The organism is Dietzia sp. oral taxon 368 (assembly GCF_002999155.1).
Lineage (GTDB): Bacteria > Actinomycetota > Actinomycetes > Mycobacteriales > Mycobacteriaceae > Dietzia > Dietzia cinnamea.
In genome coordinates this window covers 775268-794982 of the sequence record NZ_CP027238.1, presented here as the reverse complement: position 1 = coordinate 794982, position 19715 = coordinate 775268, and the positions used below count along the sequence as shown (strand labels likewise).

15 protein-coding genes and 1 pseudogene are annotated in these 19715 nt (G+C 73.0%); 10 read left to right on the top strand and 6 right to left on the bottom strand.

What is annotated here, in order from left to right; translation table 11 throughout:
* The first annotated feature begins 99 nt into the window (after positions 1–99).
* Together dnaJ and C3V38_RS03835 are read left to right on the top strand one after the other, a co-directional pair.
* A complete protein-coding gene (gene dnaJ / locus C3V38_RS03840; protein WP_063973827.1) occupies positions 100–1272 on the top strand; it encodes a molecular chaperone DnaJ in 1173 nt (390 codons plus the stop codon).
* Positions 1269–1700 carry a heat shock protein transcriptional repressor HspR gene (locus C3V38_RS03835; RefSeq protein ID WP_063973826.1) on the top strand — a complete coding sequence of 144 codons (432 nt, stop codon included), beginning with the start codon at positions 1269–1271 and terminating at the stop codon, positions 1698–1700. The genes dnaJ and C3V38_RS03835 overlap by 4 nt, the downstream gene beginning before the upstream one ends.
* On the opposite strand, the gene C3V38_RS03830 is transcribed toward C3V38_RS03835, so the two are convergent.
* The gene (locus C3V38_RS03830; protein ID WP_106385127.1) at positions 1697–2671 is read right to left on the bottom strand and encodes an IS481 family transposase; all 975 of its coding nucleotides are present in this window, start codon (positions 2669–2671) and stop codon (positions 1697–1699) included. The genes C3V38_RS03835 and C3V38_RS03830 overlap by 4 nt on opposite strands.
* A 257-nt stretch (positions 2672–2928) precedes the next feature.
* Between C3V38_RS03830 and C3V38_RS03825 the strand changes: the two genes are divergently transcribed.
* The 6 genes from C3V38_RS03825 (at position 2929) to C3V38_RS17535 (ending at position 11123) form a co-directional block, all read left to right on the top strand.
* Positions 2929–3903, top strand: a complete 975-nt coding sequence (locus tag C3V38_RS03825) for an iron ABC transporter substrate-binding protein (protein WP_129591164.1) — start codon at positions 2929–2931, stop codon at positions 3901–3903.
* A gap of 121 nt (positions 3904–4024) precedes the next feature.
* Entirely contained in the window at positions 4025–5527 is a 1503-nt protein-coding gene (locus tag C3V38_RS03820; protein ID WP_063973903.1) for an iron ABC transporter permease, read from the top strand.
* Positions 5524–6573 (top strand): ABC transporter ATP-binding protein, encoded by a 1050-nt coding sequence (locus C3V38_RS03815; protein WP_063973824.1) that lies wholly within the window; start codon positions 5524–5526, stop codon positions 6571–6573. The genes C3V38_RS03820 and C3V38_RS03815 overlap by 4 nt, the downstream gene beginning before the upstream one ends.
* Positions 6570–9248 carry an AMP-binding protein gene (locus tag C3V38_RS03810; protein ID WP_129591163.1) on the top strand — a complete coding sequence of 893 codons (2679 nt, stop codon included), beginning with the start codon at positions 6570–6572 and terminating at the stop codon, positions 9246–9248. The genes C3V38_RS03815 and C3V38_RS03810 overlap by 4 nt, the downstream gene beginning before the upstream one ends.
* 16 nt (positions 9249–9264) lie before the next feature.
* Positions 9265–10101: a carbon-nitrogen hydrolase family protein gene (locus C3V38_RS03805; protein ID WP_063973822.1), complete on the top strand. Its 837-nt coding sequence runs from the start codon at positions 9265–9267 to the stop codon at positions 10099–10101.
* On the top strand, positions 10098–11123 hold the full coding sequence (locus C3V38_RS17535; RefSeq protein WP_063973821.1) for a hypothetical protein: 1026 nt from the start codon (positions 10098–10100) through the stop codon (positions 11121–11123). Before C3V38_RS03805 ends, C3V38_RS17535 begins: the two co-directional genes overlap by 4 nt.
* A gap of 346 nt (positions 11124–11469) precedes the next feature.
* On the opposite strand, the gene C3V38_RS03790 is transcribed toward C3V38_RS17535, so the two are convergent.
* Both C3V38_RS03790 and C3V38_RS03785 read right to left on the bottom strand, forming a co-directional pair.
* Positions 11470–12774 (bottom strand): FAD-binding oxidoreductase, encoded by a 1305-nt coding sequence (locus C3V38_RS03790; RefSeq protein ID WP_106386358.1) that lies wholly within the window; start codon positions 12772–12774, stop codon positions 11470–11472.
* Positions 12775–12912: 138 nt separating this feature from the next.
* Positions 12913–13617, bottom strand: coding sequence for a hypothetical protein (locus C3V38_RS03785; RefSeq protein WP_106385126.1), 705 nt, complete (start codon positions 13615–13617; stop codon positions 12913–12915).
* A 130-nt stretch (positions 13618–13747) separates the two neighbouring features.
* Here C3V38_RS03785 and C3V38_RS03780 point away from each other — a divergent pair, with 130 nt between their 5' ends.
* On the top strand, positions 13748–14818 hold the full coding sequence (locus tag C3V38_RS03780) for a DUF368 domain-containing protein (RefSeq protein ID WP_106385125.1): 1071 nt from the start codon (positions 13748–13750) through the stop codon (positions 14816–14818).
* Here C3V38_RS03780 and C3V38_RS17905 read toward each other — a convergent pair.
* From C3V38_RS17905 to C3V38_RS03770, 3 genes and pseudogenes are all read right to left on the bottom strand, one after another.
* Entirely contained in the window at positions 14779–15153 is a 375-nt protein-coding gene (locus tag C3V38_RS17905) for an SRPBCC domain-containing protein (RefSeq protein WP_239550787.1), read from the bottom strand. The two genes, C3V38_RS03780 and C3V38_RS17905, sit on opposite strands and share 40 nt — an antisense overlap.
* 191 nt (positions 15154–15344) lie before the next feature.
* Positions 15345–15761, bottom strand: a pseudogene (locus C3V38_RS17900) (SRPBCC domain-containing protein); the annotation flags it as partial.
* A gap of 40 nt (positions 15762–15801) precedes the next feature.
* The gene (locus C3V38_RS03770; RefSeq protein WP_063935265.1) at positions 15802–16161 is read right to left on the bottom strand and encodes a metalloregulator ArsR/SmtB family transcription factor; all 360 of its coding nucleotides are present in this window, start codon (positions 16159–16161) and stop codon (positions 15802–15804) included.
* Positions 16162–16334: 173 nt separating this feature from the next.
* Between C3V38_RS03770 and C3V38_RS03765 the strand changes: the two genes are divergently transcribed.
* Positions 16335–19715, top strand: a complete 3381-nt coding sequence (locus C3V38_RS03765; RefSeq protein ID WP_061228955.1) for a DEAD/DEAH box helicase — start codon at positions 16335–16337, stop codon at positions 19713–19715.

The following is a 19715-nucleotide window of genomic DNA, read 5'->3' as shown; positions in this document are numbered from 1 at the left end:
ACCGACCACAGGTCTTTAGACCGTGCCCGCACGCCGACCCGACCCCGGCCGCGCCGGGGAACCTGAGAGAATACGAGATCTGAGGAAAGGAGGCGTCTGGTGAGTCAGCGCGAATGGGTCGAGAAGGACTACTACGCCGAACTGGGCGTCTCCAAGACCGCGAGCCAGGACGAGATCCGCAGGGCCTACCGCAAGCTCGCACGCGAGAACCACCCGGACTCCAACCCCGGCAACGCGGCCGCAGAGGACAAGTTCAAGCGGATCAGCGAGGCCAACGACGTCATCGGCGACCCCGCGAAACGCAAGGAGTACGACGCGTTCCGTGCGCAGGTCTCCTCCGGCGGGTTCAGTGGTTTCACGCCCGGCGGCGGCAGCTACACCACCACGAGCGACTTCGACCTCGGTGACCTGTTCGGAGGGGGAGGGCCCGGCGGCGCCGGCGGATTCTCCGATCTCTTCGGCGGCCTGTTCAACCAGGCCCGAGCGGGCGGCGGCGCAGGCGGCCGGAGCCGAGCGCAGCGCCCGCGCGGCGGCCAGGACGTCGAGACCGCTCTGACCCTGTCGTTCCGCGAGGCCGCTCTCGGTGAGACGGTCCAGATCAAGCTGTCCTCGCCGTCGCCGTGTCTGACCTGCCACGGCAGCGGCGCGCGGCCCGGTACCAGCCCCAGGGTCTGCGGCACCTGCCACGGCGCGGGCGTCACCCAGCGCAACCAAGGGGCGTTCGGGTTCGCCGAGCCCTGCACCGACTGCGGAGGCACCGGCTCGAAGATCGACGACCCGTGCCCCGAGTGCTCGGGCAGCGGCGTCACCAACCGCACCCGCACCATCAACGTCAAGGTCCCGGCCGGAGTCCAGGACGGTCAGCGCATCCGGCTCTCCGGCCAGGGCGAGGCCGGTTTCCGCGGCGCCCCGTCCGGCGACCTCTACGTCACCGTCACCGTCCAGAAGGACCCGGTATTCGACCGCGACGGCTCCGACCTGCTCGTGGACCTGCCCGTGTCGTACCCCGAGTTGGTCCGCGGCGCGCAGGTGTCCGTGCCGACGCTCACCGGGCGGGTGACCGTCAAGATCCCCGCAGGCTCGCGCGACGGACAGATTCTGCGCGTGCGCGGCCGCGGAATCGCGAGCAAAACCGGAACCGGTGACCTCAAGGTCACCCTCCGGGTGGCCACGCCCCCCGCCGGGATGGCCGAAGCCGAGCTGGCCGCCTACGACGACGCGTTGCGTGCGGCGGGCTTCGATCCCCGGTCGGGCTGGGCCGGGGCGACATGAGCCCCCGGCGGGACGTCGGGGAGCTGGGGCCCGACGACAGCGTCCTGGTGATCTCGGTGGCCGCCGAACTGTCCGGCCTGCACGCCCAGACCCTGCGCACCTACGACCGCCTGGGCATCGTCACACCCGAACGCACCAGCGGCGGCGGGCGACGCTACTCCCTGCGGGACGTGGCCATGCTCCGCGAGGTGCAGCGCCTGAGCCAGGAGGAGGGCGTCAACCTCGCCGGCATCAAACGCATCATGGAGCTGACCAATCAGGTCGACGCCCTGCGCAGCCGAGTGTCCGAGCTGGTCGAGGAGAACGCCGAACTGCGTCGCCGCGCCGGCACGGGCGGCCGGGCCGGCGGCGAGCTGGTCCACGTGCCGCGCTCGACCTCGGTCGTCGTGTGGCGCCCGCGCCACCAGCGCGGCGACCGCGAGGACTAGGTGTACTGTCCACGCAGGTTGTGTACGCGGTCTGCGGGTGAGGCGCCTCTTAGCGCGGTGTGGCCGCGGTGGAAATTGTAGTGGTGCAGGAAGGCCGGTAGACGTGCCGCGCGGTCGGCTTCGCAGGAATAGGGTTCGGCGTAGGCCCATTCCTCGAGCATCGTGCGGTTGTAGCGCTCGACTTTGCCGTTGGTCTGCGGCCGGTACGGGCGAGTGCGCTTGTGCGTGACCTCGGTTCCGAGGGCGTCGGCGAAGGCATGGGAGCGGTAGCAGCTGCCGTTGTCGGTCAGGACCCGGCGCACGGTGATACCGGCATCGGCGAAGAAGGCCTCGGCCCGCTTCCAGAACTCGGCCGCGGTCTCCTTGCGCTCATCTTCCAGCAGCTCGCTATAAGCCAGCCTCGAGTGGTCATCGACAGCGTTGTGGATGTACCAGTAGCCCATTCGACGCTTGCTGTTGCGCTTTCCCTTGGCTCTGCCGAGGACCTTGTGACCACCGCCATCGGGGATGCGGCCGAGCTTCTTGATGTCCACGTGCACCAGATCGCCCGGTGCCTCGTGCTCGTAGCGGCGCACCTGCCGCTTGCCGGCACGCACCGGGGCGCCGGTGGCCGGGTCGGTGAACGACAGGCGCAGACAGCCGTAGCGGGACAGGATCTTGTGCACGGTCGAGGGCTGCATGCCCAGGTGGTAGGCAATCCGGGCCGGCCCCCACCGGCGGGACACGCGCAGGCCGATCACCCGCCGCTCCCGCCGCCGCGGTGTCCGGCCCGGGCTGTGGTGGGGCCGGCTGGAGCGATCGACCATGCCGTCCTTGCCGTACTCGCGATACCGGTTGACCCACTTGCGCACGGTGCCCACCGAGACGTTGAACCGCTCGGCAGCACGGACACGGGTCCAGCCGTCCTCGACGACACACCGGGCCAGACGCAGCCTGCCCGTCGGAGTCAGCGGGGCGTTACCGTGGGACATGAAGACCTCCGTTGTGAGTGTGGTTGCTTTGTCGCTTTCACACCTCACACGGAGGTCTTCCTTATGTCAGCCCGCCATGCCGACCAGTGACACAACGTCCGTGGTCAGTACAACTAGGCCCCTCACGGCAAGTGAGGGAAGGCTAACCACATGCTAGTGTCTCGGAACTATCGACTCTGCTCTCCGAGAGGCCACCCGTGACCCTGCGCGCCCGAACGTCTCGCACCCGATCCCTCGCGGCGGCTCTCGTGTCCGTCATGGCGATCTCGATGTCCGCATGCGGTCTGGACAGTGGCGATGACGCGGTCATCGTCTACAACGCGCAGCACGAGTCGCTCTCCCGCGAGCTGGCGGACGCGTTCACCCGGGAAACCGGCATCGAGGTCGAGCTGCGCAACGGCAGCGACTTCGACCTCGGCAACCAGCTCGTCGCGGAGGGCGACGCCTCCCGCGCCGACGTGTACCTGACCGAGAACTCTCCGGCCATCTCCATGGTGGCTCGCGAGGGCCTGCTCGCACCGGTGGCAGACGAGACCGTCGGCCAGGTGCCTCCGGAGTATCGGCCGTCCACTGGGGACTGGGTCGGTATCGCCGCCCGGTCGACCGTGTTCGTCTACAACACCACGGCGGTCACCGAGGACGAGCTGCCCACCTCGTTCTCGGACCTGTCGAGCCCGCGCTGGGCGGGCCGGTGGGGGGCCGCTCCGGCGGGAGCGGACTTCCAGGCGATCGTGTCCGCCGCCCTCGAGATGTCCGGGGAGCAGGAGACTCGTCGGTGGCTCGAGTCCCTCCGGCGTCCGGACGGTGGCTTCTCGACGTACAAGGGGAACAAACCCGTCCTCGCCGCGGTGAACAACGGCGAGATCGACGGCGGGGTGATCTACCACTACTACTTCTTCGGAGATCGGGCCGGGACCGGCGAGTCCTCGCAGAACGTGGGGCAGCACTACTTCCGGAACGGCGGCCCGGAATCGTTCGTCTCCCTCTCCGGGGGTGGCGTGCTCGCGAACGCCCCTCACGCGGAGGACGCACAGCGGTTCCTCGCCTTCATCACGTCCGCGGCGGGGCAGGAGATCATCCGGGACTCCTCGTTCGAGTACCCGGTGGCCTCGGGCGTCGGGGCGAACGAGGACCTGGTTCCCCTCGCGGAGCTCGGCGCACCCGTCGTGGACCCGGCAGGACTGAACGGGCCGGCGGTGACCGACCTGTTGACCTCGGTCGGACTGGCCTGAGCCCGTGGACGTGATCACGCCGCCCCGCGTCGTCGCGGGTGGCTCGCATGACGGGTCGGGGTCCGCGGCGGCCCGGACGCGGCCACCCGGGCCGGTCCCGCCCCGGCGTCGCCACCCACCGCTGCCGCTGCTTCTCGTCGCGGGGGCGGTGACACTTCTCCTGCTCCTGCCGGTGGGGTACGTCGCGTGGCTCGCGGCGGACCTCGGTCCGGCGCGCCTGGCGGAGTTGGTGCTCCGCGAGCGCGTGGCCCGCCTCTTCTGGTCGACCGTCGGGCTCGTCGTGGTGACCGTCCCCCTCACGGTGGTGATCGGGGTCGCCGCGGCATGGGTCGTCGAACGTACGGACCTCCCGGGTCGTCGCGTGTGGGGTGTGCTCCTGGCCGCTCCGCTCGCGGTGCCCGCGTTCGTCACCAGCTACGCGTGGCTCGGGGTGGACCCTTCGCTCGGCGGCCTGGGAGGAGGCGTGCTCATCGCCGTCTCCGCGTATTTCCCGCTGGTCTACCTCCCGGCCGCGGCCACCCTGAGATGGATCGACCCGGCCGAGGAGGAGGTGGCGCGCTCGCTGGGCCTGTCCGGTGTGGCGGTGGCCCTGCGGGTGGTCGTTCCCCAGCTCAGACTGGCCGTGCTCGGGGGCGCGCTGCTGGTCGCGCTGCATCTGTTGGCCGAGTACGGCGCGTTCTCGATGATCCGGTTCGACACCTTCACCACCGCGATCGTGGAGCAGTACCAGTCGACCTACGCCTCGGCCGCAGGGGGCGCCCTGGCCGGTGTCCTGGTAATCCTGTGCCTGTTCCTGCTGGCCGCGGAGGCGGGTGCCCGCGGCCGTGCCCGCTACGCCCGGGTCGGCGCGGGGGCGGCGAGGCGCCGGAACCGGGTCCGACTCGGGTGGTGGACGCCGCTGGCGCTCGCGGCGTGCGCGGGGGTGGTCGGCGCCTCCCTCGGCGTGCCGCTCGTCGTGGTGATGCGGTGGCTGCTCGTGGGCGGGGCCGAGGCCTGGGTCGACGCGGGACTGGGCGAGGCGCTCGCGCAGTCGGTCGGGTACGGGGTGTACGGCGCCGCCGGATGTGTCCTCCTCGCTCTGCCCGTGGCGTGGCTGACGGTACGTCACCCCGGCGCGTTCTCCCGTGTGGCGGACGCCGCGAACTACGTCGCCAGCTCGATACCCGGCATCGTCGTCGCGCTCGCGCTGACGACGGTCGTCATCCGTGTGCTGCCGCAGGTGTACCAGACGGTGGCCCTGGTGCTGGCGGCCTACGTCGTCCTGTTCATCCCGCGTGCGCTCGTGACACTGCGGGCGGGGCTCGCCCAGGCTCCGGAGCGACTCGAGGAGGCCGCCCGGGCTCTCGGTCGGCCGCCGCTGAACGCAGTGGTCACGATCACCCTGCGGCGCGCCGCGCCCTCGATGCTCGCCGCGTTCGCGTTGGTCTTCCTGGCCGTCGTCAACGAGTTGACCGCGACACTGTTGCTCTCGCCGGCGGGAACCGGCACCCTCGCGACCCGTTTCTGGAGTTTGAGCCTTGATCTTGACTATGCGGCGGCCGCGCCGTTCGCGGCGATCATGATCGTGATGTCGGCGCCCGTCACGTACCTCCTCCTGAGGCAGGCGACGGCGGGTGGGCGATGACCACGCAGGGGAGCCCGGGGGATCTCGCGGTGCGCGGTGTGGCGAAGTCGTTCGGCGGACGTCGGGTTCTCCGTGATCTGGACCTCGACGTCCCCGCAGGTGGTTCGGTGGCGGTGGTGGGGCCGTCCGGGTGCGGGAAGACGACCCTGTTGCGGGTGATCGCCGGCTTCGAACACCCGGACAGCGGGTCCGTCCGGTTGGGCGGACGTGAACTCGTAGGGCGGCGGTCGGTCCCCGCCCACCGGCGCCGCATCGGCTACGTGCCCCAGGACGGTGCGCTCTTCCCGCACCTCACGGTGGGCGCGAACATCGGGTTCGGGCTGAAGCGGCGTGAACGGACCACGGAGCGGGTGTCCGTCCTGATGCGACGGGTGTCCCTCGATCCCGGTATGGCGTCGTTGCGACCTGACCAGCTGTCGGGGGGTCAGCAGCAGCGCGTGGCGGTGGCGCGGGCGCTGGCGCAGTCCCCGGACGTCGTGCTGCTCGACGAGTCCTTCTCCGCGCTCGACGCCGGACTGCGGTCCGCGATCCGTACCGGGGTGGCGGAGGTCCTCCGGGCGGGCGGGGTGACCACCCTGCTGGTGACGCACGACCATGAGGAGGCGCTGTCCTTCGCCGACCGTGTCGCAGTGATGCGGGAGGGTGCGTTCGTCCAGGTCGACCGACCCCGTGAGGTCTACCTGCGCCCCGCCGATGACGCGACGGCCGAGTTCTTCGGGGAGGTCGTCCATCTGTCGGGTCACGGCCGGGCGGGCATCGTATCCACGGAACTGGGTGGGGTCCGTGTCCCGGACCCCACGGTGAACGGGCTCGTCTCGCTGACGGTCCGGACCGAGCAGGTCGTCCTGGGGCCGATGGGGGCCAGCGGGGTCGAGGGCGTGGTCAGTGATGCACGCTTCCTCGGGTCGGCGGTGCGGTGTGAGGTCGAGGTGCGCGGTGAGCGCCGGATCGTCGCGCGGTGCCGGCCTCAGGACGCTCCCGAGATCGGCGACGAGGTGAGTCTCGCCGTGGTCGGGGTGGGCCGGGTGTCCGGGGGCCCGTCGTGACGGCCACACCGACGGATCGGCGCCCGGCACCGCTCGGGGTGGTCTCCACGTTCGCGCGGCGAGCGAGCGCGGTCGCCGTGGTGGCGGACGGGACCGAGATCACCTACTCGGCGCTGGCGCGGATGTGCGCAGCGCGAGCGGCCGACTACCCGCAGGTCTCCGGCGGGCGCAGGCTGATCGGCCTGATGGCGGCCAACACGCTCGCCTTCCTCGTGGACTACCTCGCCGCCCACGAGGCCGGCCACGTGGTGATGCTCCTGCCCCCGGAGGGGCCCGCCGCCGACGCGATCCTCGCCGCGTGGCCGCCGGATCTCGTGGCGGGGGACGGTGCCCCGGTGCCGCGCGGCGTGCACACCGCGCCGCCGCGGTACGACCTCCACGACGACCTCGCACTGCTGATGAGCACCTCGGGGTCGACCGGCACGCCCAAGCTGGTACGCCAGTCCCGCGCGGCGGTGCTGGCCAATGCGGCGTCGATCGTCGAGTACCTGCGCATCCGGCCGACGGATCGGGCCATCACGACCCTGCCACCGCACTACTGCTACGGCTTGTCCGTGCTGCACAGTCACCTGCTCGCCGGCGCCGGGGTGATCCTCAACACCGACTCGGTCTCGAGGCCGGCGTTCTGGGAGCGCGCGGCCGCCCACGGGGCGACGACGTTCGCGGCGGTCCCGCACACCGTGGAGCTCCTGGAACGGGTGGGCCTGGGGCGACTCGACGGTCTCACCCGCCTGCGCTATCTCACCCAGGCCGGCGGTCGGCTGGCGCCGGACGCGGTGCGTCGGGTGGCCTCGTATCTGGAGGCCCGGGGCGCCGAGCTCGTGGTGATGTACGGCCAGACCGAGGCCACGGCGCGGATGGGATACCTGCCCGCCCACCTCGCGCGGACGCGCCCGGAGGCGGTCGGCATCGCGATCCCCGGCGGTGAGTTCCGCGTGGACCGTCCGCGCGGAGCCGGGATCGACGAGCCGGGCGAGCTCGTCTACCGCGGACCCAATGTGATGATGGGGTATGCCACGACGCCCGCCGATCTCGGCCGGGGCCCCGAGCTCGAGGAGCTCCGGACGGGAGACCTCGCCCGGATCGCCGAGGACGGCCTCGTGGAGATCGTCGGGCGGATGGGTCGCGAGACCAAGATCTTCGGTCACCGCATCGACCTGGGACGGGTCGAATCGATCCTCGCCGACCGGGGGTTCGACGTCTCGTGCGTCGGTGAGCCGGACCGCTTGGTGGTGGTCACCCGCGAGCGGCCGGACGCCTCGGCGGCGGTCGCGGCGCCGGTCGCGGCCGCGGCCGCAACCGCGTCGGGGCTCCCCCCGTCGGCGGTGGACGTCCTCGTCGTGGCCGACTACCCCCGCACCGCCGCCGGCAAGGTCGACCAGGCGGCCCTGCGCGCGCTCGTCGCGCAGCGGTCCCGAGCTCCCGGCGGGTCCGAGACCGAACCCCCGAGTGCGCTGGTGGCGGACGCTCTCGGGTTGGACGCATGCCCGCCCGACGCGACGTTCGTGGACCTCGGGGGCGATTCTCTGACCTATGTGGTGCTCTCGGCGCGACTCGAGCAGCGCGTCCCCGGGCTACCGCGGGACTGGCATCTGCGTCCGCTCGCGGAACTCGACGGCATCACCGTCGCACGAATACCGGAGCCGCCGTCGCGCCGGCGACCGTGGCGGTCGTGGGCGCGCATGGACACCTCGATCGTCCTCCGCGCGGTGTTCATCCTGACGATCGTCGGCGGGCACACGCGGGCGATGGAGGTCTACGGCGGCGCGCACGTCCTCATCGCGCTGGTCGGATACTCACTGGCACGTTTCCGTCTGAACCCGGGCGGCGCGGGGGAGCGGGCCCGCGGTGTCCTCCGGACCGCGTCGAGGATCGCGCTGCCGGCCGTCGTGTGGCTGTTGATCGTCACCCCGTTCACCAGCCGCTACCACTGGTACTCGCCGCTGCTGGCCACGCACGTCCTGGGACCGCGGTCCTGGTCCGACGACCGGTGGTGGAATCCCTGGCAGATGTGGTTCGTCGAGGCCTCCGTCTACCTGCTGCTGCTCGTGGCCGCGGTCATGGCCGTGCCCGCGGTGAGTCGTCTCGACTGCCGCCGCCCCTTCGCCGTCCCGGCCGCTCTGATCGCCCTCGGTCTGCTCGTGCGCTACGGCGTGGTCGACCTGGGTGGCGGTCCGCACGTGTGGTACTCCGCGCCGGCGGTGCTCTGGCTGTTCGGGCTCGGGTGGGTCGTGGCGCGCGCCGAGCACGCCGGTGCGGCCCGGGGGTCGCGCGGCGCGGCGGTGTGGGCGCGCGTGGTCTGCGCGGCGGTGGTGGTCGTCTGCGTGCCGGGCTGGTTCGGGCATCCCGCCCGGGAACTGGTGATCATCGCGGGGATCCTCGCCCTGATCTGGATCCCTGCCGTCCGGTTGCCGCGGCCGGTGGCACGGATGGTCACGCCCCTCGCGGCGGCGTCGTTGTTCATCTATCTCACCCACTTCCTGGTGTACCCGCCGATCCGGGACGCGGGGCACCCGTGGCTGTCCTGGGCGGCGTCGCTCGCGGTCGGACTGGCGGCGTGGTGGGCGTGGGAGCGTGCGGCGACGGCCTGTCGCCGTCTCGGGCGAGGGGCACCGCGGGCCGCGGGTAGCGTCGGAGGCCACCGGTACCGTCGTGCTCGTACCGCCAGCCCTTAGCCAGAGGAGGACCGCCGTGCGTATCGCCGCCGCCCAGATCCTGACCGGACGCGACCCGCAGGACAACCTCCGACTGGTCCGCGAGTCGGTGGCCGAGGCCGCAGCGCAGTCGGCCCGCATCGTGGTGTTCCCCGAGGCCACCATGCGCGCGTTCGGGGCCGGTCGACTCGACGAGATCGCCGAACCCCTCGACGGCCCGTGGGCGACCGCGGTGGCCGAATCCGCGCGAGAGCATGATGTCCTCGTCGTCGTCGGCATGTTCACGCCCGGCCAGGGCGGCCGCGTCCGCAACACCCTCCTGGTCACGGGCCCGACCGGCGGCGGCGAGATCCACACGGGCTACGACAAGATCCACCTGTTCGACGCGTTCGGATTCGCGGAGTCCGACACCGTCGAGCCCGGCGACGCGACGCGCGTGGTGACGGTCGACGGCGTGGGGGTCGGCCTGAGCGTCTGCTACGACATCCGGTTCCCCGGCCAGTACACAGCGCTCGCGTCCGCCGGCGCGCGCCTCACCCTGTGCAGCGCGTCGTGGGGCGCCGGCCCGGGCAAGGTCGACCAGTGGCGGCTGCTCGCCCGGGCGCGCGCGCTCGACTCGACGACCTTCCTGCTCGCCGTGGGCCAGGCGGACCCGGCCGCCGAGGGTGTCGAGGTCAAGCGCGGCGCACCCACCGGCGTCGGGCATTCGCTGCTCGTCGGGCCGGACGGGACCGTGCGCGCCGAGGCCGGCCCCGGCGCGGGGCTGATGGTCGTCGAGGTCGACCACGACGAGGTCACCGACATCCGGAAGGTCATCCCTGTTCTGGCCAACGGGCGTGTCACGGAGGAGTCGCGCGGGGAGGTCCCGCGGTGAGCGGACCGGGCGGCCCACGCCGGGGCGACGATCCCGCGACTCCGGACCCGGACGACCGCGAGGCGCCCACCGAGCGGTTGTCGCCGGTCGACCCGCCGACGGAGCAGCTCCCGCCCGCGGACCCGGCCACCGAACACCTCCCGCCCGTCGGCGGCGGCACGTCGAGCGCGGCCTGGTCGCAGTACCCCGCAGGCCCCGCCGCGGGTGCAGCCGGCGCGGCCGGTGTAGCGGGGGCCGCCGGCGCGGCGGGTGCCGCCAACGCCGCGGGGTCCCCGACGCCTCCCGCCTATCCGACCGGGGATGTGCCCCCGCCCGGCGATGTCCCGCCCGACGACGGCGATCCCTGGGACGACGGCGACGGCGGCGGCGGGTCGACGCCCTGGATGATCGCCGCCGTCCTGTTGGCGGTCGCCCTGGTGGCGGCGCTGGTGATCTGGCTGCTCACCGCGACCGGCGGGGACGAGGAGCCGGTCGCGGTGCCCACCACGTCGACGCAGACCACCACCCCGACGACGTCGCGGACGACGACGTCGACCACGCCCACCACCACGGGCCCGCCCAGCGCCACCGAGCGCTGCACCCCGGAGTTCATCGCCGGAGAGCTCGGCCGCGGGACGACCGTCCGCGAGTGCGACGGGCGCTTCCTGCTGGTCACCCGGGAAAGCGGTGAGTTGGAGTTGTTCTCGTGGCGAGACGACTCGTGGCAGTTCCTCGCCGAGCCGACGTCCGACGTGTGCCGTGAACAGCTGCAGCAGCTCGGCGTCCCGGACCGGTTCCGCCGCGTGTTCCAGCCGTGCGACGTCGCGACGAGTTCGACCACGTCGTCGACGAGTCCCACGAGCACGAGCAGGACGAGCCAGACCACCACCACCGGCGCCACGACCACCGTCACCACGTCGACCACCGCGACGTCGACCTCGACCACCGACGAGACCGACGGGAGAGAGGCGGCGGGCGACGACACGTCCGGCGACGACATGTCCGGCGACGAGACGACCGTCGCAGGCACGGCGACCGGCTGACCCGGGCGACAGCGCGAACCGGCCGGGGACGTTGGCGGGACCTGAGGACCGGACCTCCACGCCGAGCAGAGGAATTCGCACACCGCCTACTCGGCCGATCCAGGCGAATTCCTCTGCTCGGCGGGCGGGGCGTGAGCGGGCACGGCGGGCCGCTGACCCGGGCGAGAGCGCGAGCCGGGTGGCGTCTCTCAGCCCCCTCATCGAGAAGACACTTCTGCACGCCCGCTCTCGGCCGATGTGTGCCGAACTGTCTTCTCGACGGTGGCGGGGGCGCGCCCGGTGACCGGCACCGGGGCGGGTGGCGGTGCCGGCGGGGGCGGGGCACGCCGCGCCGCCCACACGCCGCTCAGGGCCGGTCGAAGCTGATGTTCTCCCGCGGAGTGCCCGCCGCGACCAGGCCGCGCACGGTCGCGCGCAGCATCTCCGGCGACCCCGACACGATCACCTGCCGGTCGGCCCACGACCCCCACTGCGTGACCGCCTCGACCAGCGTCCCGGTCTGCCGACGGTGCAGCGTGCGGGGCAACTCCTGGCGCGGCCCGGCCCACCAGGGGTCCTCGTCCTCCTCGGCGACGGGCTGGATGGTCAGCCACGGGGCGGTCGCGGCCAGGTCGACGAGCGTGGGGAGGTCGTAGAGGTCGCCGGGGAAGCGGGCCCCGTAGAACAGGTGCACTCGGGGGTTGTGGCCGTGGCGCATCATGTCGAGCAGCAGGCAGCGCAGCGGGGCGATGCCGGTGCCGCCGCCGATCATGAGCACGTCACGGAACGGCTCGGAGCGGTCCACCTCGAGCAGGCCGAGCGGCCGCGCGAGCACCCAGCGGTCGCCCACGCCGACGCTGCGGACGAGCGAGCCGCTGAGGGCGCCGCCGGGCACGTCGCGGATGTGGAACTCGATCTGCCCGGCCGGGTTCGCGGGGATCGACGGGCTGAGCCGCCGCCACACGCCGGGGGAGTAGGGCGTGAGCACGCTGAGGTACTGGCCCGGGTGGTAGTCGACCATCACGTCGCTGAGGAGCCGCACCACCACGACGTCGCGGGTGGGCCGCAGCACCTCCACGACGGTGGCGCCGACGCGCGCGGGCCCCTCGCCGGCGGCCGCGCCCTGCTGGAGGGCGGTCGACAGCACCCGGTACGCGGTGGCGAGCGTGGTCTCGAGCCGATCGTCCCAGCCGCGTCCGGCCAGGTGACGCAGTGTGTGGGTCAGCGCCTCGCCGAAGCGCTGGTGGTGGCGGGGCGCGAGGTCGAGTTTGCGGTGGTCGGCGCCGAGGTGCCGGGCGAACTCGACGACCTCCTCGACCTTCGACCGGTCACCGTGGGCGTATTCGGTGGTCTCGAACGCCCAGGTCATGGCGCGGACGAACTCGCGGAGCACGGGCGTGGCGTCACGGGGGAACAGTTCGCGGAAGTCGGGGTCGGTGGCGCGGAGCGCGCGGGCGAACAGGTCGGGGAAGCGGTCGTCGGCGAGCAGGTCGCGCAGCGCGAGCAGCGGCGGCGCCTGCGCGCCCACCTCGACGGGCTCGTCGAGCGGTTCGGCCAACGGGTCGTGCCGCCGACCGAGGAACGGGTCGAGGTCGATGTCCGAGACGAGGCGTTCCACGTCGTAGCCACCGAACGGCTCGTCGGCAGGCTCCGGTCCGGGGTCGTCGCTCACGTTCCGGGCACCTCCCGTCTCGTCGTCGTCACCGTTCGTCGGCACCGATGCCGGCCGCGCGCGGCCGCCGTCCCCCACCCTATCCGCGCTCACCGACACACCCGCGGCGACCGACGCGATGCCCGCGCGCCGCGCCGCTCACCTGCCCAGGGTGATGTCGACGCCCGCGCGCAGCTCGTCCTCCGTGTAGGTCAGCTGACCGCGGCCGGGCAGTTCCACCACGTAATAGGAGCCGCCGGCGGGGACGTCGGGGAACCCGAACGTGAACGTGCACGAGGCCAGGTCGCCGCCGGAGTAGGCGAGCCGGGCGGTGGTGATGACGGACGTCGAGCCCTCGAGGAGCGTGATGGTGGTGCCCTCGCCGATGTCGGACAGGGAGACGGGCAGGTCGCAGCCGGTGTCGTCGCCGGAGACGGGGTCGGCGGGCGTGGAGACGACGGTGAAGGAGCCGTCGACGGCGAACGTCGCGGATCCGGGCGCCCGTTCGGGGGGTGGGAGGAGCTGGGGGATCGGTCCGCGCGCGGCGTCGGTGCCGCGGCCGGTGTCGGAGCCGGTGTCCGACCACGGGCCGGGGATCACGCCGGAGAGGAGGACGCCCAGCACGACGACGACGAGCGCCGCCGCCCCGAACACCGCCGCGGTCGCGAGGCCACCGCGAGCGCGGGACCCCGGCGGGGTCGCGTCGGGCGGTGGGCCGGCGCCGGAACCGCCATCATGGGCCGGGAACGGGGGCTGCGGTGGCGGGGAGTCGGCGTCCGGGCCGGGCACGGGTGAGGGCAGGGGCTGCGGCGGGTCGCCGTAGCGGTAGGTGCCGTCGGCGAGCGGTGGGTAGTGCATCGGCATGTGCGGTGCCCCTTCCCGTCCGGCATCGAGGGCGATTCTAGTGGCCGCGCGGGTGGCGGGTCGGTCACAGTGGGGACGCGGCCGGGCGTGTGGCTTGGTGCCGGGCGCCTCGGTCGGGGATGCTGGGACAATGGCTGCCGATTCGTCGACTCCCGCTCACGCCCGCCGCGACCCGGTCGGATCCGGGCACGACCCGGTCGACGACGCCGATCTCGACCCGCGCTCGCCGGTGCCGACGCGGCCGGGTCCGCTCGGGATGGTCGGCAACGCCGTCCGCGGCGCGCTCATCGGCATGGCCGAACTCGTCCCCGGCGTCTCGGGCGGCACGGTGGCCCTGGTGACCGGTGTCTACCCGCGGTTGCTGGACTCCGGCGCGCACGTGGTGGACGGCCTGCGCTCGGCGGCGCTGGGCCCGGACCGTCGGGCCCGCACGCGCGCCGCGTTTCGGCACGTCGACTGGTGGCTGCTGCTGCCGATGGCGGTCGGCATGCTCGCAGTGGTGTTCACCGTGGCCGGGGTGATGAAGGGGTTCGTCGAGGGCAGCCCGGAGATCGCCCGCGGCCTGTTCCTCGGCATGGTGGCCACGAGCATCGCGGTCCCGCTGGGGATGGCGCGCGCGACCCCGGGCGGACGGAACTGGGTGCTGGGTCTGGTGTTCGTCCTGGGCGCGGTGTTCGCGTTCGTGCTCTCGGGGCTGCCGAGCGGGTCGATCAGCGATCCGTCCTATCTGTTGGTGTTCGTCGCGGCGGCCGTGGCGATCTGCGCCCTGGTCCTGCCCGGGGTGTCCGGGTCGTACCTCCTACTGGCGATGGGTCTGTACGCCCCCACGCTCGGCGCGGTCGACGAGCGAAACTTCGCCTACCTGGGCGTCTTCGCGCTCGGCGCGTTGGTCGGCATCTCGCTGTTCGTCAAGGTCCTCGACCGGCTCCTCGAGGACTTTCGCAAGCCCACCCTCGTCGCCATGGCCGGGCTCATGCTGGGCTCGTTGCGTGCGCTGTGGCCGTGGCAGACCGAGGAGGCCGACGTGCTCGCGCCCGGGTCGGACTGGCCCGCCGTCCTGGCCGCGGTGGTGGCCGGCGTGGCGGTGGTGCTGATCGTGCTGGCCGTGGAGAGGGCCTTCGCGGGGAAGACCGCCACCACCGGACCGGCCGCCACGATCGATCAGGCCGCCGACAGCACCTCCGACTCCAACCGCCGGTAGCCGACCTCCATCCCGTCGACCATCCCGGTGCCGAGGATCATCTCGCGCAGCTCGGCATTCGCGTAGGTGATGACGAGCGTGAGCAGCGTCCCGCCCTCCACGGCGGTGAGGGTCTGCTCGTTGCGGGTGGGCGGCGCGTCGGCGCCCTCCATCGTCTCGGTGAACACCTCGCGGTGCGGCGGGTCGGTCTCCAGCAGCTCACCCGTCAGCGCGAACGGCTCGCCCTCGACGCCCTCCTCGGGTGCCCACTCGAAGCGCGTGGTCTCGCCGGGTTCCGACGCGACCCGGCACCCGACGAGTGCCCAGCCGTCCGGCCCGTGGAACCACCGGTCCAGGACCGCGGGGTCGTGGTGGGCGTCCCAGACCTGCCGCGGGGTCCCGCGCAGGACGCGGGTGAACCGGACCGTCCGGTCGTCGAGGTGCTGCGTCCGCTGCCGGCGTCGGCCGCGAAGGTCGTGTCGTCGGCGACGACGGCGTCGATCTGACCCATCGCCTCGCGGGTGCCCTCCTCCATGCCCATCGCGATCAGCTGCTCGAGCTCGGAGAGGCTGGCGAAGTGGGAGGTGGTGGTCAGGCGGGAGCCGGTGTCCGTCGCCTCGAAGGTGAACACCATGCGGGTGGTGGGCAGGTCCGTGTCGGGCGTGCCGTCGTCGCGGGTGAACCCGTCGATCACCTCGAACGAGCGGCCCTCGTCGACCGCGAGGAACTCCCAGTAGCCGCGGGCGCGGGTGCCGTCGGGCCCGGTCATGTAGTAGTCCGTCCGGCCGCCGGGGAACACGTCGTGCCGGGTGAAGGTGGCGGGCCACGTCGGCGGCCCCCAGAACTTCTCGAGTTGCCGCGGGTCGACGTAGGCGTCCCGCAGGCGACGCACCGGCACCGTGAACTCGGCGACGATGGTCAGGGTCAGTTGGTCGAGATCTTTGTCCACCGATGTCACCGGCATGACGGGCCTTCTTCCTCGCGGGTGGTGCTCGGGCGTGGTGCTAGGCGTGGTGCTGCTCCTCGGCGAGGAGGGCGTCGAGTCGGTCGATGCGTCCCCGCCAGATGTCCTCGAACCCGTCGAGCAGGCTCTGCGCTCGTCGGATCGCGTCGACATCGCCCCGGATCCGGCGCTCTCGGCCGATCCGGTGGTCACTGATCAGACCCGCCTCCTCCAGGACGTTGACGTGCTTACGGACGGCCGCGAACGACATGTCGTAGTGGTCCGCCAGTTCGGAGACGGTGGACTCGCCGGCGAGCGTCCGCCGGAGGATGTCCCGCCGCGTGGCGTCGGCCAGCGCGCGGAACAGTCGGTCCACCTCGTCGTCATCGAGGACCACCTCATCCGTTCGATATGAAACCATATGGTATCACGTTAGGCCTGCCCGCGCCCGGGGTCAATACCCCGTGGCGGGCCGACACCGTCACCGCCGGAACGGGCGCCGGGATTCCACAGCCCGCTTCCGTCTCCACAGGGACGGGCGGGTGCCGCCCGGTGAGCGGCCGTCTCGTCGTCGTCGTCCTCTAGCCTGACGGCGTGCAGGCATCGCTCCCGAGGGTTCCCGAGACCGACGTCGCCTCCTTCGTGGGCGCGGCGGCGCTCGGCCGCGCCCGGCGCTACGTCGACGCCACGCGCATCCGGGAGCTGCGGTACGACGCCGCCACCCACCGCCTCGACGCGGACGTCGCGGGCAGTGGCGGCCGGGGCGGCCGCGCCTGGTACTCGACGACCGTCCACCTCACGGCGCCCGACGCGGACGGGTACTCCCGCCCGCGCCGCAGCCTGTGCACGTGCCCCGTCGCGCTGAACTGCAAGCACGCCGCCGCGGTCATGCTGTACGCGGCGACGCTCGCCGACCGGGACGCCGGCGTGCCCGACTGGCGGCGCCAGGCCGAGGAGGCCCTGCGCACGGTCGACGCGGGGCGGGCGTATCAGGAGGCGCCGATCGTCGGGCTGCAGCTGTCGGTGGTGCCCGACGAGCTCGCCCCGGACGGCGGCGCGGGCGGCCTGCAGCCGGGGCTGGGCAACCGGCTCAAGGCGCGGATCGTGGTGCCCGGCAGCGGCGGGCGCTGGAAGTCGGCGGGCGTCGAGTGGGACCGGCTGCGCTACGGCTGGGACGGCGGACTGTCGCTCGCCCAGGCCGCGTGGCTGCGGGCGGTCGACGCGCTCGCCCGCAGTCACCGCCAGGCGCGCGTGTGGCTCGACCTGTGCGACGCCGAGGTCCCCGCCCTGTGGCCGCTCATCGTCACGGCCGCGGAGGCCGAGATGGAGATCGTGCCCGGCGACGGCCTGCGCGAGGTCGTGCCCGGGCCGCCGCGCCGAGTCGGCCTCACCGCGTGGAGTCCGGACGGGTCGGCGCTGGTGGTGGTCGCCGCGGCGGAGGTGGAGCCGGGACCGGACGGCACCGCGGGCGGCGGCTACGGCGCCGGGGACGGCGAGGGCGACGACGGCGAGGGCGACGACGACGACGAGGGCCGCGACCGCCCCCTGCCCGGCGCCCTCGTGGGGGAGCACGGGGACATGGTCGCGCTGGTCCGTGACCGGGTGCTGGAGCTGTCCCCGGTCGGGCGGCTGGGGCCCGGCGTGGCCGGGCAGCTGCGGCAGTGGCGCGCCCTGACCGTCCCCGACGAGGCGGTGCCCGAGTTCTGTGCGGACTTCCTGCCCGACCTCGTCGACAGGTTCCCGGTGACCGACCGCGTCGGGCGGCTCGAGCTCCCCCGGTTCGATCGCGTGGAGCTCGAGCTGACGATCCGGCCGCCCGCCGGGGCGGGCCCGGGCGGTGCGACCCACGAGCTGGGACTGATGCTGCAGTGGCACCGCGTCGACGTGATGCGCATGTCCGACGACACCGAGGTGACGCGCCGTCGGCCCCTCAGCGTGGCCGAGATGGGGATCGGCACCCCGCTGCCCGGGGATCCCGCGCTCATCGCGCTGACCACGGCCGTCTCCGACGCCGGCTGGGGCTGGATCCTCGGCGAGGGCACCCTGCGGGTGACCGGCCGGGAGGCGGGGCTGGTGCTGACCGACGGGCTCGAGCAGCTCCGCGCACTCGACGGCGTCCACGTGGTGCTGGCCGACGAGGTGCCGAGTATCCGCCGGGCCACGGAGGGGCCGCGCATCCACGTGGCCACCGAGGACGACCGCTCGGGGATCGACTGGCTGGGACTGACGGTCACCGTCACCGTCGAAGGCCGCCCCGTCCCGTTCGCCGCCATCTTCCGGGCGGTGGTCACCGGGCAGGACGAGTTCCTCACCGAGGACGGGCTGCTCGTCCCGGTGGACCTCGAGCGGTTCGGCGAGCTGCGCGAGCTGCTCGACGAGGCGATGGCGGCCTCCGCCGAGCGGGTCGGCAGGGAGCCGGACGGGGCGGGAGTGAAGATCGGCCTCGGGCAGGCCGGGGTGCTCGCGGACCTCGCGGAGCTGGCTGACGATCTCGAGCCACCGTCCGGGCGGGCGCGCGCGCTGCTCGAACTGGCCGCCGACACCCCCGCGCCCGTCCCGGCCCCCGCCGCGCTCGAGGCGGACCTGCGGCCGTACCAGCAGCAGGGCCTGGACTGGCTGGCCATGCTGTGGCGGCACCGGATCGGCGGGATCCTCGCCGACGACATGGGCCTGGGCAAGACCATCCAGTCGCTCGCGCTCATCGCCCACGCGCACGAGACCGCCGGCGACCGCCCGCCGGGACCGTTCCTCGTCGTGGCGCCCTCGTCGGTCGTGCCCAACTGGGAGGCCGAGGCGCGCCGGTTCGTCCCCTCGCTCCGGGTGTCGCGGCGATCGGCGACCGAGGCCCGGTCCACGACGACGGTCGCCGAGGACGCGGCCGCGTCCGACATCGTGGTGACCTCCGCCGCGGTTCTGCGGCTGGACGCCGAGTCGTACGCGGGCGTCGAGTGGGCGGGCGTGATCCTCGACGAGGCCCAGCAGGCAAAGAACCCGGGGTCCAAGCTCTTCGCCGCGCTGGCCGGGCTGCGGGCGGACTTCCTGCTCGCCGTGACGGGCACGCCCATGGAGAACAACCTCACCGAACTGTGGGCGGTCGCGGCGCTGTCGTGCCGGGGCGTGCTGCCCGACGCCAAGGACTTCCGCACCCGCTTCCGCACGCCCATCGAGAAGGACGGGGACCGGGCCACGCTCGAGCGGCTGCGCAGGCGGTTGCGTCCGTTCCTGCTGCGGCGGCGCAAGGAGCTCGTGGCCGCCGACCTGCCCCCGCGCACGGACGCGGTGATGGAGATCGAGTTGTCGGCCACGCACCGCCGGATCTACGAACGGGAGCTCGCGAGGCAGCGGGCCTCGCTGCTGGCGCTGCTCGACGACTTCGAGTCCAACCGCATCAGCGTCCTCGCCGGGCTCACCGTGCTCCGGCGGCTGTGCCTGGACGCATCCCTGGTCGACCCGGACCATCTCGGCGTCGCGTCGGCGAAGACCGACGAGCTCATCGCCGCGCTGCGGGAGGTGGTGGCCGAGGGGCACCGCGCGCTCGTGTTCAGCCAGTTCACCACCTACCTCGACACCGTCGTGGATCGCTTGCGCGACGAGGGGATCACCGTGGCCCACCTCGACGGGAGCACGACGGATCGGGCCGGGGCCGTCGGCGAGTTCACCGAGGGCGGCGCGCAGGTGTTCTGCCTCAGCCTCAAGGCCGGCGGCGTGGGGCTCAACCTGGTCGGCGCCGACTACGTGTTCCTGCTGGACCCGTGGTGGAACCCGGCGACCGAGGCCCAGGCCGTGGACCGCGCGCACCGCATCGGCCAGACTCGCCCGGTGCTGGTCTACCGGATGGTCGCCCGCGACACGATCGAGGAACGCGTGGTCGAGCTGCAGCAGCGCAAGGCCGAGCTGTTCGCCTCCGTCCTGGACAGCGGCGAGCATTTCTCCGCCGCGCTCACCGCCGACGACCTGCGCGGGCTGCTGGGGTAG